Annotated in this window: 14 protein-coding genes; 7 read left to right on the plus strand and 7 right to left on the minus strand. The window is 56.0% G+C overall.

Going from position 1 to position 15,202, the window contains the following annotated elements; all coding sequences use genetic code 11:
- Positions 1-16: 16 nt before the first annotated feature.
- Both OSH04_RS15820 and OSH04_RS15825 read left to right on the plus strand, forming a co-directional pair.
- On the plus strand, positions 17-319 hold the full coding sequence (locus OSH04_RS15820; protein WP_009460162.1) for a type II toxin-antitoxin system HigB family toxin: 303 nt from the start codon (positions 17-19) through the stop codon (positions 317-319).
- 2 nt (positions 320-321) lie between these two features.
- Positions 322-693 carry a helix-turn-helix domain-containing protein gene (locus OSH04_RS15825; protein WP_021447101.1) on the plus strand — a complete coding sequence of 124 codons (372 nt, stop codon included), beginning with the start codon at positions 322-324 and terminating at the stop codon, positions 691-693.
- 6 nt (positions 694-699) lie between these two features.
- Here the strand turns inward: OSH04_RS15825 and rmuC are convergent, their stop codons facing one another.
- Positions 700-2,067, minus strand: coding sequence for a DNA recombination protein RmuC (gene rmuC / locus OSH04_RS15830; RefSeq protein ID WP_266108820.1), 1,368 nt, complete (start codon positions 2,065-2,067; stop codon positions 700-702).
- Between the two features lie 278 nt (positions 2,068-2,345).
- On the opposite strand from rmuC, the gene OSH04_RS15835 reads away from it, so the two are divergent.
- Positions 2,346-3,356 carry an acyltransferase gene (locus OSH04_RS15835; protein WP_266108821.1) on the plus strand — a complete coding sequence of 337 codons (1,011 nt, stop codon included), beginning with the start codon at positions 2,346-2,348 and terminating at the stop codon, positions 3,354-3,356.
- A gap of 198 nt (positions 3,357-3,554) precedes the next feature.
- On the opposite strand, the gene OSH04_RS15840 is transcribed toward OSH04_RS15835, so the two are convergent.
- Positions 3,555-4,802, minus strand: a complete 1,248-nt coding sequence (locus OSH04_RS15840) for a D-amino acid dehydrogenase (protein ID WP_266108822.1) — start codon at positions 4,800-4,802, stop codon at positions 3,555-3,557.
- 106 nt (positions 4,803-4,908) lie between these two features.
- A complete protein-coding gene (locus tag OSH04_RS15845; RefSeq protein ID WP_266108823.1) occupies positions 4,909-5,793 on the minus strand; it encodes a LysR family transcriptional regulator in 885 nt (294 codons plus the stop codon).
- 147 nt (positions 5,794-5,940) lie between these two features.
- Between OSH04_RS15845 and OSH04_RS15850 the strand changes: the two genes are divergently transcribed.
- Positions 5,941-6,609 carry a GntR family transcriptional regulator gene (locus OSH04_RS15850; protein WP_009460173.1) on the plus strand — a complete coding sequence of 223 codons (669 nt, stop codon included), beginning with the start codon at positions 5,941-5,943 and terminating at the stop codon, positions 6,607-6,609.
- 233 nt (positions 6,610-6,842) lie between these two features.
- On the opposite strand, the gene OSH04_RS15855 is transcribed toward OSH04_RS15850, so the two are convergent.
- The gene (locus OSH04_RS15855) at positions 6,843-7,799 is read right to left on the minus strand and encodes a Bug family tripartite tricarboxylate transporter substrate binding protein (protein ID WP_026483815.1); all 957 of its coding nucleotides are present in this window, start codon (positions 7,797-7,799) and stop codon (positions 6,843-6,845) included.
- A gap of 356 nt (positions 7,800-8,155) precedes the next feature.
- On the opposite strand from OSH04_RS15855, the gene OSH04_RS15860 reads away from it, so the two are divergent.
- From OSH04_RS15860 to OSH04_RS15870, 3 genes are read left to right on the plus strand one after another with little or no spacing between them, the layout of a single operon-like run.
- Positions 8,156-9,772: an ATP-dependent acyl-CoA ligase gene (locus OSH04_RS15860; protein ID WP_266108824.1), complete on the plus strand. Its 1,617-nt coding sequence runs from the start codon at positions 8,156-8,158 to the stop codon at positions 9,770-9,772.
- Between the two features lie 21 nt (positions 9,773-9,793).
- A complete protein-coding gene (locus OSH04_RS15865) occupies positions 9,794-10,954 on the plus strand; it encodes a thiolase family protein (RefSeq protein WP_266108825.1) in 1,161 nt (386 codons plus the stop codon).
- Positions 10,954-11,256 carry a zinc ribbon domain-containing protein gene (locus tag OSH04_RS15870; RefSeq protein WP_266108827.1) on the plus strand — a complete coding sequence of 101 codons (303 nt, stop codon included), beginning with the start codon at positions 10,954-10,956 and terminating at the stop codon, positions 11,254-11,256. The genes OSH04_RS15865 and OSH04_RS15870 overlap by 1 nt, the downstream gene beginning before the upstream one ends.
- 896 nt (positions 11,257-12,152) lie before the next feature.
- Here the strand turns inward: OSH04_RS15870 and OSH04_RS15875 are convergent.
- From OSH04_RS15875 to dctP, 3 genes are all read right to left on the minus strand, one after another.
- Positions 12,153-13,475 (minus strand): TRAP transporter large permease, encoded by a 1,323-nt coding sequence (locus OSH04_RS15875; RefSeq protein ID WP_035268605.1) that lies wholly within the window; start codon positions 13,473-13,475, stop codon positions 12,153-12,155.
- A 2-nt stretch (positions 13,476-13,477) separates the two neighbouring features.
- Complete coding sequence (locus OSH04_RS15880) at positions 13,478-14,002, minus strand: TRAP transporter small permease (protein ID WP_035268608.1); 525 nt, start codon at positions 14,000-14,002, stop codon at positions 13,478-13,480.
- A 132-nt stretch (positions 14,003-14,134) separates the two neighbouring features.
- The gene (gene dctP / locus OSH04_RS15885) at positions 14,135-15,109 is read right to left on the minus strand and encodes a TRAP transporter substrate-binding protein DctP (protein WP_035268610.1); all 975 of its coding nucleotides are present in this window, start codon (positions 15,107-15,109) and stop codon (positions 14,135-14,137) included.
- Between the last annotated feature and the right edge of the window lie 93 nt (positions 15,110-15,202).

The following is a 15,202-nucleotide window of genomic DNA, read 5'->3' on the forward strand; positions in this document are numbered from 1 at the left end:
GGACTAATATCAGGTCATGCGAGTTATAGCCGTCAGCACCCTTCGCCAATTCTGGGAGAAACACCCCGATGCAGAGCAGCCCATCAAAGCATGGGTCGATGAAGCGACTAAGGCGCAATGGACTCAACCCACCGATATCAAGGCTCACTATCGTAGTGCCAGTATCTTGAAGAATCGGCGTGTCGTCTTCAACATCAAAGGCAACAACTACCGCCTGATTGTTGCAGTGGCATTCAAACTAGGCATCGTCTACATAAAATTTGTCGGCACTCACGAGGAGTACGACAAGGTCGACGCCGAAACTATTGAAATGGAGTAAACATGGAAATCCGCCCCGTACACACCGAGGCCGATTACAAGTCGGCTCTGAAAGAAATCTCTCGGCTTATGGAGTCTGACCCAGATCTGGGCACGCCTGATGGCGATCGTCTGGATGTGCTAACCACACTGGTATTGGCCTATGAAGCCAAACACTATCCGATTGATTTGCCAGACCCTGTAGAGGCCATCAAATTCCGTATGGAACAAGGTGGTTTGACGGCCAAAGACTTGGAGCCGATGATCGGTAAGCGCAATCGCGTCTACGAGGTCCTGAATCGCAAACGTGGCCTGACACTGCCAATGATCTGGCGCTTGCACACCACCCTTGGTATCCCAGCCGAAAGCTTGATTCGCCCCCAAACACTGATCTAAACACCATCAGGCATCAGCTTCCTTGTTTTGGCCAGGCACCTCATCCTCCGGCAAGACCCAATCCAGACGTTCGTGCTCTATATCCGTATGCAAGGGCTCAATGCCAGGTTGAGTGCGTTTAGCCCTGGCCGATAGCTCGGCAAAGCGGCTGACTTTGCCGTACAAGCCTTGCTGGCCGGCCAGTGCAGTCACCGTGCTGTTGTAGTGTTTGCCCGCCTGCCCCAGGGTTTCGCCCAGCTTTTTCAGGCGCTCGGCCAGGATGGATACCTGGTTGTAGATATCACCTGCGCGCTGACTTAATTCATGGGCTTGCTCGTTGCTGCGCACCATCATCCAGATATTGGCTACGGTACGCAAAATAGGCAGCAAGGTTGTGTGCGAGACCATCAGGACGTTCTTGCCCAGGCCGTAGTCAAACAGGCCATGATGATGCTGCAAAGCCTGCATATAGGCCGCTTCAATGGGCACGTACATGAACACGAAGCCGGGGCTGTTCAAGCCTGCCAAGGCGCTGTAATCCTTGGAGGCCAGATCATCAATATGATTGCGTAGCGCTTGCACATGCGCTTGCAGGCTTTGTTGACGCTCCTCGTCAGTCTCAGCGCGGATAGCACGGTCGTAATCCACCAGGGACACTTTGCAATCGAGCACCAGATGCTTGTCCTGCGGCAGGTGCACCACGAAGTCGGGGTATCGCAAGCGGCCTTGCTCGTCGCGGGCCTGCCATTGTGTGTCGAAGTGGACACCTCGTACCAAACCGGCCACTTCCAGCGTTTTTTCCAGCTGAGTTTCACCCCAGTTGCCAGTGGTCTTTTTGTCGCCCTTCAGCGCCACCGCCAGGGAGTGAGCCTCGGCACTCATGCGCAGACCCATTTCCTGCATGCGCTGCAGCTCCAGACTCAAGGCAGTCTGGCCTTTGACGGATTCATCGTGCACTTGATTCACACGCAGCTGGAAGCCTGCCAATTGCTCCCGGAATGGTCGCAGCATTTCATCCAAAGTGCGCTGACTATCCTGACGCAGGGTCTGTCCTTTAGCCTCCAGAATCTGCTGGGCCAAAGACTCGAACTGCAAACGCATCTGCTCGCGGCTATGCTCCAGGTCCTCTTGTATGGCCTGATTGCGCATCTCCTGAGCCTGCAACTGGGCATCGCGGCGTATCAGCTCTTTGTCCAGCTCCACTGCCCTATCCTGCGCATCCTGAGTCTGCTCCTGAGCATGGGCCAGATCTTGTTCCAGACGTGTGCAGCGATCTTCCAGTGCCTGCTCGATAGGCGCACTCATGCGCGCCCGCAGCCACAGCCCGATCAGCAAACCCAGCGCCAAGGCGACCAGGGCAATCAGCACATCCAAGCCCCTCAAATCCAGCTCCATCTACCGTACTCCTGCCCAGCACCGCTCGCTCAGGAATGCCCTGGCGGGTCTGTCTGGCTAAGCCTGCTATTTAACCGTATAACGCTGGTAATTTATACACCCTTTTACAGTCTCTCTCGAAAGGGAGCGGGATGATTTCATCCAATCCGCATTCACATACCACCTTCAGCCATACAGTCACATCCAGATAAAACTGGACGCTAAATCCCGTATTTGGGGGACAAATCAGAAACGTCTGCTCGTTAGGATGGGGAGGTCTCTGATTTTTATGTCTTGTCATGAACTGGATCAGCAATGCACGGATCGTGGCGATTTTCTCTGTCGTCTGCCTGCATATCGCCGCCTATGCCGTCCTGAACGCCGAGTTGGGTACTGCAAACTGGTGGAGTGGCAACTTCTACGATGCTGCCACCCGCTGGTGTGTGCCGGTATTCGTCATGGTCAGCGGCGCACTCTTGCTGGAGCCTCGTCCCCAGGAAGGCATGAAGCTGTTTTATCGGAAGCGAGCATCGCGAGTCTTGCTGCCGCTGCTGTTCTGGACCGCTTTCTATCTGGGCTGGACGGCCTTCAAGCAGCATTGGTGGACGCCGGACGCGGCCCCCTATCCCTATCTGGAGCGGCTGCTGCAGGGTCGGCCTTATTTCCATCTCTGGTTTCTGTACATGATTGTGTTCCTGTACCTGTTCACGCCCTTTTTGCGTCGCATGGTTCAGAACACCAACTTGAAGCAGCTGGCTGCGCTGACCGGAGCGGCGTTTGTGCTGTCCGCCCTTAGCACCCTCAGTAATCCGGATTTGAACACTCACTCTGCACCCTTCTTTACCTGGTTCCTGTCCTATCTGCCCTATTTCCTGCTCGGTTACCTGCTGCGCAAAGTGCCGGTGAATGTGCCCCGCTGGCTGACTATCACGGTGCTGCTGGGCAGTATCGTGGCAACGGCCTGGGGCTTTTATGCACTGGCTATCACGCACGATAGACAAACGGGTGCGTACTTTTATGATTACCTGAGCATCACCGTCATCCCCATGTCCATCGCGCTGATTCTGCTGCTGCGTGACTGGGATCAGCCTTTGATCAATTCGCGTATCAGCGCCCATCTGGCGGAGCTGACCTTGGGGGTGTATTTGATCCACCCCTGGCTGATCGACCTGATGTACCGCTACCTGTTCACGGCACTGGATTTCAATGCGCTGTGGTCGATTCCTGTGCTGGCGGTAGCTATTTATGGGCTATCCCTGTTGCTGACGGCGGGCTTCAAAGCGACGCCGGTTTTGCGGGCAACCGTCTAAAAACAAATACGTCAAAAAAAATGGGCAAGCTTCCAAGGGAAAACTTGCCCATCTCCATCTACTGGTACGCAATCATCGCTACTGATTACTAGCGGCCAATTACCCAGCGCCAAACGTTCAATACCACGCCCTGCTACCGTAAACCCATGACCGGCCACGGACAATTGATTGCCACGTACCCATCATCCGCTTCAAGGTCTAAGGACGAAATGGAGCATCATCAATAGGCGAAGCCTCGCCCGTCAGGTGAGCCGCCAGAATCGCCGCGCTGCCGCAAGCCAAGGTGAAGCCCAATGCGCCGTGGCCTGCATTCACCCACAAGCGACCTGCCAGCTTGCTGGCCCCCACAACGGGCTTGCCCGAAGGCGTAGCAGGGCGCAAACCGGCCCAGGTCTGCGCCTGCTCCAGCGGCAGGCCAGGGAATAGATCCTTCACCTGTTGCTTCAAAGTTGCCATACGGGCAGCGGGAATATCCAGGCCATCAAAACCAATATCTACCATCGCTGCCATACGCAGCACTTCACCCAGACGGGCGTACACAATGCGCTGTTCGTAGTCGGTCACGCTGATAGCCGGCACGGCCTGCTTCAAGCCTTCCAGAGGTAGGCTCAAGCTATAACCCTTCAAGGGGTAGATCAGGGGACGGCCACCCAGCTGACGCAGCAAAGGCACCGTGCCCATACCGCTGGCCACAACAAACTGATCCGCCTGTATCTCGCCTTCAGCGGTTTGCACCGCACGAATATCACGCCCTTCCATCACGAAGCGCTGCACCGGCGTGTTCAACTTCAACTGGTAGTCGCTATCGTTTTGCATGCGCTCATGCAAGGCCACGGAAAACAGATAAGCGTCGCCCGCTTCTTCGCTAGGTGTGTAAATCGCACCCTGCAAGCGCGAGCCCAACGCCTGCAAAGAAGGCTCCAGCTCCAGCACTTGGGCCGCTTCCAGCACTTGTTGTGACGATCCCATATCCGCCTGCAATTGCGCCTGTTCACGCGCATGCTGGAACGGGCCGGGACTGCGGAACACAATCAATTTGCCATTGTTTTGATGGGCAAACTCCAGATTGAAGCGCTCTTGCCAGTCGTGCAGGATATCGCGGCTCAGATAGGACAAGGTCAGCATCTGCGCGGTGGTACGGCGCACCACATCGCCTCGGCAGGCTTTCAGAAAATGCAGCAGCCAGCGCCACTGCTGCGGGCTCAACGCAGGCTTGAAGCGCAGGGGCGAGTCTTTATTCAATAACCAGCGTGGCAAATCCTTGAACACACCGGGATCGGCCAGGGGGGCCACATAGCTGTAGCTCAGTTGTCCGCCGTTGGCAAAGCTGGTCTGTCCGGCTACTTGCGAACCAGCTTCCAGTACCGTGACCTTCACCCCTTTCTGGCGCAACATGAACGCGGTGCTCATCCCAATGACACCGGCGCCGATAATACATACATGCATGGAAATACCCCCAATAACTGGCCTCTATTGTCTTGGGGGTCGCTGCAGAGCGCCAATGAATAGTTGGCGCACTCCATAACCCTGGGTTATGGAATCAGCGTTCTACTCAATCCGGAAAACGGCATTCCAGCAGAGCCTGCCGGATGTGGTCCAACACACGTTCACGCGAGCCAGAACCGGCATCGTCGTGAGCCGTCAAAATGCTGACTGGAATTGGCAAAGGCTCGGGCAGGCGGTGTATGGCAAGGCCTCGGCCCTGCATGGCACGGGCCGTAACCAGATCCACCAGAGCCTCGCCCACCTGTTGTAAAACCAGACCACAAGCCACGTAATGGGTCTGCACACGCATGAAGGGCGCAACATCGGGGACATAGCTTTGCAGCAGATTCTCCACCATCGCGCCAACGGGATCGTCAGCGTCCAAAGCGATGAAAGCACGCTCGGCCATCTCCTCCCAATGGCGTAAGGGTGCAACGCCCGGCAAGGTAACGTGCACCAGTTCGGTATGGGCCAGCACCTGCTGTTGCACACCGGAAGATTCGCCCTGATCAAAGCTCATCACCATATCCAGGTCGCGCGTCTCCAGAGCTTGCAAGAGCTCACCGCTGTGGTGTGTGCGCAGCTCGAAACTCATGGCCGGGTGAGCCCGACGACAACGGCTCAAGGCCACCGGCAATAGCTCCAAACCAAAAGCCGGGCTGCTGCCAATACGCCACAAGCCTTCATGGTGGGAGCGCAGATTACGCGCCAAGCGGCTGACGTCATCCAGATTCTGATGCAGACGCGCAACGTAGGGAGCCAGAATGCTGGCCTCACGCGTAGGGATCAGGCGGCCGCGCACACGGTCGAACAATCGAAAGCCCAGCTGCATTTCTGCAGTCGCCAACATTTTGCTGGCCGCTGGCTGAGAGATATGCAGCAGCTGCGCGGCCTGCGTCAACGAGCCGCCACGGCAAATCGCATCAAAAATTTCCACATGCCGCCACCGCATCGCTTGGCCCTCCTGCTGCGTACTGGTCTGAAAACAAGGTATTATCCTGCAACTTGGCCTGACATAAAACGCGTCAGTCCCCGGTGCTTACTTGGTATCCTATAGCCCTTTGAGTCTTTTGCCGTGCGCCAAGCGCCGGGCGAGCTTATGGCTGCCAATCCTTATAAAAAACGCGAACCCAATATCCGTGAACAAGTCTACGGCATGCTGCGCCAGGACATTGCCTTGGGCAAAATCGGTTTTGATGTGCGGCTGGTGGATAACGAAATTGCCGCCAGCCTGAATGTCTCACGCATGCCGGTGCGCGAAGCCTTGCTGCAACTGAAAAACGAAGGGGTGCTGGAAGGAACTTCGCGCGGTTTTGTATTGCGGGTCTACACCGCCCAGGATATTGAAGATATTTTCTCGGTGCGCCTGTTGCTGGAACCGCCTGCCGCCAAGCTGGCTTGCGTCAATCAAAGCAGAGTGGGCATGCAGGCCATGGAACAGGCCTTGAGCCGTATTGAAGCTACCCATCAGCAAGGCGATCCCATCGACAATATTCAGGCCAACTGGGCGTTCCGCAGCGCCTGGATCAGCATGGTGCCCAACAAGCAGCTGGTCGATACGATGGCGCGTCTGCATGACCAGGCCGATCAGGCCCGGATTGCCTGCTTGCAAGACCCTCAATTCCGTCTGGAAACCATGCAGCGGGCCAAGGGGATTTGTCAGGCCTTCAGTGAGCGTCAGGAAGAGCAGGCAGCTCATCTGATTATGGAAAATCTGGTCATTTGCTGCTCGGCTTACTGCCTCAAGCAGGCGGAGCTACTGGCTTAATGATTCAGCATAAGCAGGAAGCTGCAAGGCAGGCGGTGATTGCCGCCGCCGATGCTTCCTGCTCAATCACCGGCAATATAAAACCCCGGCTGTAACCCATATACAAGGTTTAGCCCGTCAGCCCAAGCAACTGTCTAGTGTGCTGAAGACAGTGTCCCCTCTTGGCTCCGGGAACAGCCCACGCACAACAAAAAAAGGCGCCGTAGCGCCTTTTTTCTTCAAGCCGTCACGTCTTAGTCCAGCGTGATTTCCAGGGCCTTGATGGTTGGTCCCATGGCCTGAGCATCGTGCTCGATCAGATCAGCAAACTCTTTGGGAGTGGAAGGCTCGATCTGGATGCCGAAGTCCACGAATTTCTTGACCACTGCATCCTCTTTCAGGACAGCCGTCAGTTGCTCGGTCAAGCGGGCCACGTCTTCATCAGGCGTACCAGCTTTGGCCGAAATACCCCACCAGATGGTGAATGCCACATTGGGGATACCGGCTTCGGCAATGGTAGGCACATCTGGACGCAGAGGGCTGCGCTCCGTTGTCGCTGCGGCAATCGCGCGCAGGCGGCCATCTTCCAGGAAGCCACGGCTGCCCGTCAGCACGTCAAAGATAAAGTCGATCTGGCCGCTGACGGCATCAATCAAAGCGGGGCCTGCGCCCTTGTAAGGCACGTGCACCAGACGAGCGCCGGTTTCTTTACGCAGCATCTCGCCCAAAAGATGAGTGCCCGTACCCATACCAGGCGAACCGTATGTCAGCTCCTGCTTCTGGCCAGCTGCAACCAGATCCTGAACCGTCTTGAAGGGGCTGTCTTTATTGACCAGCAGGAACACCGGCGCCTTGGCAGCCAGCGTCATGGGGATCAGGTCGGTAGCCACGTCGTAATTCAGACGTTGGTACAGGTGGCGGTTCAAGGAGTAAGCACCGCTATCGGCCAGGAACAACACCGTACCCAAGGAGCTGGGGTTGGCGTTTTTCACCACGTTCATGGCAACCTGGGCACCCGCACCCGGGCGGTTTTCCACAATGACTTTCTGATCAAAGCGTGTGCCCATTTCCTGAGAAATCACCCGCGCCAACTGGTCAGCCGCACCGCCCGGTGGGTAAGGCACAACCAGCGTCACATTCTTGTTTTGAGCATGGGCCTGTGCACCCAACATCAGCGCACAACACGTTGCTAATTTAAGCCATACCTTCATTGTTCTATCCCCGTTGCCCCTGTGGGCTTATTCAAAGTCATTGTGAAGCACATTGGCTCAAACACGTGAGCCTGGCTTGCTTGTTGCTGATCGACTGTCGTCCATAAACCTGATCAACCGTCTTGCTGGCCATCCTGCTCCGGCCTGCAAAACGCCCCCTTTTCTGTCCTTGCTCCGCCCCTGGTTTGCGCGAAATACCACTGCCTGGTGAGCTCTGCTACTTCGGGTTTTTCCGGTGAAGGACAGGAATTTCAAAATAATATATTGCAGTATACTGTTTGCAGGATATTAGTAATTTCACCCATGCATATCGGCTTGCCGCCTTGATCGCGCGTTGGCCGGGAGACAGATAGATCATGCACGCCCATTCCATTCCTGCTTCTGAATTGCCGCTGTTTTCAATACCTGCCACGCAACGCACGGTACCCGCCCTGTTGCGCCTGCGCGCAGAGCGCATGGGTGATGCTCCGCTGTTTTCAGACCGCAACACTCACTACACCGGCCAGCAAACCTTGCAGACGGCCGCTGCCAGTGCCAGTCGATTGAGCCGCGCCGGTATCAAACGTGGCGACCGTGTTGCCTTGCTGTGCACCAACCGCCACGAATTCCTGGATATGGTTCTGGGTTGCGGCTGGCTGGGCGCGATTGTGGTGCCTATCAATACGGCCTCGCGCGGGGCGCAGTTGCAGCACATCTTGTGCAATAGCCAAGCCAGTTTGCTGGTCGTGGAAACGGATCTGACGCCGCTGCTGGCCGATGTGGACCTTGGCGCTACCGCCGTCCAGCAAGCCTGGTTGATTCAAGGCCAGGAAGCGGCACAAACACTGGCGGTGAGCACCTGCGATCTGCCTGCTTTGGGCGATTACTGCGAGCCTGCCGATATAGGCCCCGGCGATACGCTGGCCATTCTGTACACCTCCGGCACCTCGGGCCCTTCCAAAGGCGTTCAGTGCCCGCACGCCCAGTTCTACTGGTGGGGCATTTACACTGCCAGCAAGCTGGGCATGAAGCCCGATGATGTGTTGTACACCTGCCTGCCCATGTTCCACACCAATGCCTTGAACACGTTTTTCCAGGCTCTGGTCAGCGACGCCTGCATGGTGGTGGACAAGCGTTTCTCGGCCAGCCGTTTCTTCGACAATCTGTATGAAACCGGCGCCACGATTACCTATCTGCTAGGCGCAATGGTGCCTATCCTGCTGTCCAAACCTGAGACGGCGGCAGAGAAGCTGCACAGGACGCGCATTGCCCTGGGCCCCGGTGTTCCCGAGCAATTTCATAGCCAGTTTCTGGAGCGCTGCCGCATGCATCTGCTGGATGGCTTTGGCTCTACCGAGACCAACTATGTCATGGGCCGTGGCATTCAGGAACAGCGCAATGGCTATATGGGCCGTGTGTCGGAAGGTTTTGAGGCGCTGGTGGTGGATGAGAATGACAACCCCCTGCCAGACGGTGAAGTGGGCGAGCTGTTACTGCGCGCCGATGAACCCTACGCCTTCGCGCTGGGATACTACGGTCAACCGGACAAGACAGTCGAAACCTGGAAAAACCTGTGGTTCCACACGGGTGACCGCGTCGTGCGCGATGCGGATGGTTACTACCGCTTTGTGGACCGCCTGAAGGACATGATTCGCCGTCGTGGTGAAAACATTTCCTCCTACGAAGTCGAGCAGGCTTTGGCCAGCCATCCTGCGGTCCATACGGTTGCTGTCTATGCCGCCAAGTCCGAGCTGGCCGAAGACGAGGTCATGGCCATGATTGTGTTGCGTCCGGATTGCACGGTCAGCTGCGAGGAGCTGCTGCAGCATTGCGAGCGCCGTCTGCCCTACTTTGCGGTGCCGCGCTTTATTGAGTTTGCCCAAGTCTTGCCCACCACGGAAAATGGCAAGATTCAGAAGTTTGCCCTACGTGATCGCGGCATTGGTCCCGACACCTGGGATAGAGAAAAAGCGGGCTATCAGGTTCGCCGCTAATGGCTGCCACAGGAATTCAAGATGACGCCTAATTTCAATCTGGACACGGTGCGCCTGCTGGGCGCAACCGAGGTCACCTACACCCGGCGTGGTCAGCTTGGCACCTCCGAGCTGCTGGCCCAGGCTTTCAAACAGTCCATTGCGGCTGCCGGCGTAAAGGCCAGTGATATTGACGGTTTAGGGGTAGCCTCGTTCACCCACGCTCCCGATCGGGCTATTGATCTGGCCTGGAAGCTGGGCTTGAAGGTAGGCTGGATCATGGATGACAGCAATGGCGGCGCCAGTGGTCTGAACATTCTGCAGCACGCTATTCGTGCGGTACAGGCGGGTGATGCCCGCTGTATTGCGATTGTGGCCGGGGATCATTTTCAGGCCAAGGACTTCCAGCAACTGGTCGAAAACTATAACCAGACAACTTACGATCATTTGCGACCTTTGGGCGCGGGCAGTCCGAATCATCGCTTTGCCATGCTGACGGCGAATCAAATGCGCAAGCTGGGTTTGGAGCGAGAGGACTACGCAGCTCTGGTGATGCGCCAGCGGCTATGGGCCAGCATGAATCCGGGTGCTGCGTATCGCAGTCCCATGAATCTGGATGAGTACTTGAATGCGCCTCAAGTGGCAGATCCTTTGACGCGGCTGGATTGTGTGCCGGTGGTGGATGGAGCCAATGCCTTGATTGTGATGCGCGCGGATCATCCGGCGGCGCAGAATCAGCCTACGATTACGGTAAAGGCTTTACGCAGTTTTCATAATATTGATGATCAGCAAGGCGATGGCTTGAGCACGGGTTTGACGGCTTTGGCTCCGGCTTTGTGGGCGGACTCGGGGCTGAGTCCGGCTGATATGGATGTCCTCAGTATTTATGATGACTACCCCGTCATGGTTCTGGCTCAATTGCAGGATTTGGGCTTCTTTCGGGCTGATAACGCCAAGCAGTTTATTCACGAGTCGATTGCAACGGGACGTGTGCCTTTGAATACCTCTGGCGGGCAATTGTCGGCTGGGCAGGCTGGGGCTGCTTGCAGTCTGCATGGACTGGTGGAGGTGATGCGTCAGTTGAGCAATCAGGCGGGGGAGCGTCAAGTGGCGCAGGCCCGTTATGGTTTGGTCACGGGATACGGCATGGTGGAGTATCGCTATGGCATGTGTTCAACGGCTCTTGTTTTGGAGGCCTTGTGATGAGTCCTTCTGTATTTCGCTGTGTGCAGTGTGATCATCGGGTGTTTCCGGCGCGGTTCTTGTGTCCGAAGTGTCATGGGGATGAGTTTGAGGCGCAGACGTGTGCGTCTGGTGTGATCACAGAACTGACGCGTAGTGCCATCTCTGGCGAGGAGCCAAGCGTGTATATGCTGGCAACGGTGACCAGCGATGCAGGGCCGGTGTTGATTGCTCGTGTGCTGGATGAAGCAGTACAGCGGGGAGATAAGGTCGCTTTGGCTTTGCGGGATGGCGGGATCTATGCTGATCCTGTGCGAGAGTAAAGGCACGTTCTCAACAGCTTTCTTTGGAATGGCTCAATTGGATGGGGTTGGGTTTAGATGCCCAGCGTGTAGAGATCGGGATGACGCAAGGCTTGGAGTCAGCAACTGTTCGACGCGATGAAGAAGGTGACTATAAGACGCTGATTGAGGGGCTGTCCCCGTGTTGGGGCTGGCAACTTGCCGGCGCTGCGCGCCGGTGCCCTGGTCAGATAATCGCTACGGGCGCACCTTGAACTCGTCCGGTGGTTTGTCCCCCGGACAAACCACAAGCGTCGGACTCAAACAGCAAGGTGCTTGCACCCCTGCGCAATTATCTGCCTGCGGCAAGTCACCTGATCCGCCCCAACACGGGGACAGCCCCTCAATCAGCTCACAGCATCTTTTATCGGACGATTGTTGATTGGGGTTTGAATGCTTCGACTTAGTGTTCTTAACGGGATCGCTGATCGTAGAAATGATTGATCGTAGAGCTGCTTGATGAAAGGGATTACTTGGAAAGATAGGAGTAGACAGTCGCTGTCCTACGCCCGTATTTGCCAATGTCTGAGTGCGCTTTAATACATACAGGTTAAAAACGTAGCGGCTTATGCGCTTAAGCCTTAAAAGCTGACTTGAACGCTGTCGATACGCACACAACCTGCGTCCTGCTCACCTCCAAAATCGATCTCAGCAACAGGCAGAAAGATCGTTAAAGTTCTTATGCGCCGCTCCCACATAAATCACTTTGTTGCACATAGATATGCGGCAAAAAGTGATCAACGCTATCGAGCATAAAAAAACCTCAGTTTGGCATCTGCCGAACTGAGGTTTTTTTGTTTTGGAAAGCTTTTCCAGACTCTGGCTTTCTTCGCGGGACAACATCCTTATTGTCCCGCTTTCAGACTGCCTGCTCTGTCTTAGCCGATCAGTCCTGGCAGGCCCACGGCAATCCAGGGAACGAACAAGACCAGGGCCAGGATGCCGACTTCTATGACCAGGAAGGGCACGGCTGCTCGGTAGATGTGGGGCAAACGGATGGACGGGGGTGCCACGCTTTGCATCACGATCAGCAACAGGCCAAACGGTGGCGTCAGCAAGCCAATTTCCAGTGCGATCAGGATCATTACACCCAGCCAGACGGTATCCACACCAGCGGCCAGAGCCAAGGGCATGAAGAAGGGCAAAGCGATCATCATCATGGAGATTTGATCCAGCACGGTACCGATGACCAACAGGACCAGCAACATGCACACAACCAGTTCGAAAGGCGACAGGTTGTAGTTCTTGATCATGCCCAGGAAGCCTGCGCTAGCACCGGAGAAACTCAGCAGTTGTGCGAAGGTGGTGGACGCAGCCAGGATGAACAGGATCACAACTGAGACTTTGGCAGTTTCGATCAGGCTTTTCCACAAGGCTTTCAAGGTCAGGGCACGGTAGGCGATGGTGGCGATCACCGAAGCCACCACGCCGATCGCGGCCGATTCAGTGGGCGATGCCCAGCCGGCCAACATCGAGCCAACCACCGCAATAAAGATACCCAACAACGGCACGACGTTGAACACGAAGGGTTTCCACAAGGCCCAGCCTTTCAGGCGAGTGGCTGGATCTTCGTCGCTCATGGGGGCGTCTTGCGGACGCAGGCGGCTGCGCACGACCACGTAGGCCAGAAAGCCTGCTGCCATCAACATGCCGGGCAGGATGCCTCCAATCAGTAGTCGTTCGATGGAAATGCCAGCCAGGCTACCCAGCATGACTGCCAGAGCCGAAGGTGGGATCAGCATGGCAATGCCGCCTACGGCCATGATGGGGCCCATGGCCATGGTGGGGTGATAGCCGCGACGCAGCATTTCTGGCAGCATCACGCCGCCCATCATGGCGGTGTTGGCAATGGACGAACCCGACAAGGTAGCGAAGGTCGTACCGCCCAGAATACTGACGATGGACAGTTTGCCCGGCACGCGCGAGATCATGCGTTCGATGGAGTCGATGGCTTTGAAGGCCAATCCAGTGTGGAACAGCACCTCGCCCATCAGGACGAATAATGGGATAGGAGTTAAGGAAAAACTGCCAATAGAGGCGGTGGTGTTACGCGCCCATTGGGCCAAACCAGCCGCCTCACCCAGAAACAGCCACGCGCCCAGCAAATTCACGGACAGGAAGGCAAAGACCACCGGTGTGCCGATGGCCATCAAGAGAAAAAGTGATCCCAGCAGCAGGATCAAGGCCATGTGCCATTCCATGCTCAGACTCCTTGCTCAACAGGACGGGAAATCAGGCGACGCAGGAATTCCAGCGCCAACATGGATGCACCAAACAGCAAAGGCAGATTCAGCCACCACTCCGGGAACACCAGGGCTTTAAATACCATGGCTCCTTGCTCGTGAGCATCCAGAGCGACGACGGCACATTGCCAGGCCAACACACCACAAACCACCAGACCCAGCAGGTTGGAGATCAGGTCCAGCAAGCGCTGGACAGACGTGGGCAGATTGTTGAACAGCACGTCGATACGGATATGACCGCCCAGGTACAGCACCCACGGCGCTGCCACGAAGGTGGCAATGATCAGCATGTATTCGGTTACTTCCACGCTGGTGGACAGCGCGTCGTAACCCAGGTTGCGCAGCACCACGTCGGCACAAACCAGCAGGCTCATCAGCCCGAAAGTCAGCGCCGCAACGGCTCCGCAAGCGTTCATTAACAGGGCGTAAGGACGCCCCCAGGTCGTGTTGGAAGGCTGGCCTTCCGGGGCAGTTGCAGCAGACATCGCGTCTTCTCCGCAGATCAAAGTCACTGAAAGGGCGGGCATCTTGCCGCCCGTATGGCACCATCAAAAAGTGGACACTGTCCCCAAGGGCGCAATGTCCACTGTCAAAAACTACGTAATCAGCAATCTTGTTTAAGGCTGATAACCACCAAACAGTTCACGCAGTTGCGCGGCGTATTTGGGGCTGGATTTATCGATACCGGCCCAGCCTGCTTCGTAAGCCTTGGTACGCAAGGCACGAGCCACTTCAGGTTCCAGAACCAAGGCTTGCACACCGGCTTGTTCGGTGGCCGCTTTTTCATCAATTGCCATCTGGTGTTCAGTCACGTTCTGCGACTCCATCCACTCGATTTGCTTACGCATGAAGGCTTTCTGGTCTTCGTCCAGTTTTTCCCAGCTCTTCTGGTTCATGAAGAAACCCACTTCCACGTTGTAGAAGCCTGGCTCGACACGGTATTTGGTCTTTTCATGCCAGCCCATTTCCATCACACCCACAGAAGGCCAGCCATAGCCGTCAACCACGCCGCGTTCCAGCGCGGTGTAGACCTCGCCCGGTGGAATCTGCAGCGGCGTTGCGCCAATTTCGCGGAAGAAGGACAGGTACACGGGCACGCCACGCAGCTTGAAGCCCGACAGGTCTGCCGAGGTCACAGGCTTGTTGGTATAGATGTGGTATTGCAAACCATCTGTCGTACGAGCCAGCCAGGTGATGTTGGCTTTCTCGCGGTGAATCTTGTCCATCAGCTCGTAGCCACCGTTCTGACGCAGCTCGCTCATGGGTTTTTCTGTCAGCGTCAAAGCCAATGCTTCAGGCACCAGATTGGCGTGGAATACGGCTGTGGTATTGGCAAAATCAATCACGCCGGAACGTAGCGCGTTACCTACCTCGAAAGGAGGAATGGCCTCTGGACCACCAATCACGTTGATCTGCACCAGGCCCTTGCCTTCTGCGTTGACCTTATCCACAAACTGTTTGAAGCGCTTGGTAAAGAAGGTGTCCATCGTAAAGACAGATACCGCTTTCAGCGTTACTTCCGCTGCCTGCGCGCCAGCCATTCCCAAAGCCAGCAAGGCCGCTGCCACCACCCGAGTTGTTTTATTCACCATGACGGAACTTCCGCAGAAAGGTTTGTTATGAAATTTTAGTTTAGATATAAATATATCAATAATCAATTATTTATAAGTCGGGGTTTTCACTAA

Origin of the sequence: Alcaligenes nematophilus (assembly GCF_026344155.1) — a bacterium.
GTDB lineage: Bacteria > Pseudomonadota > Gammaproteobacteria > Burkholderiales > Burkholderiaceae_B > Alcaligenes > Alcaligenes phenolicus.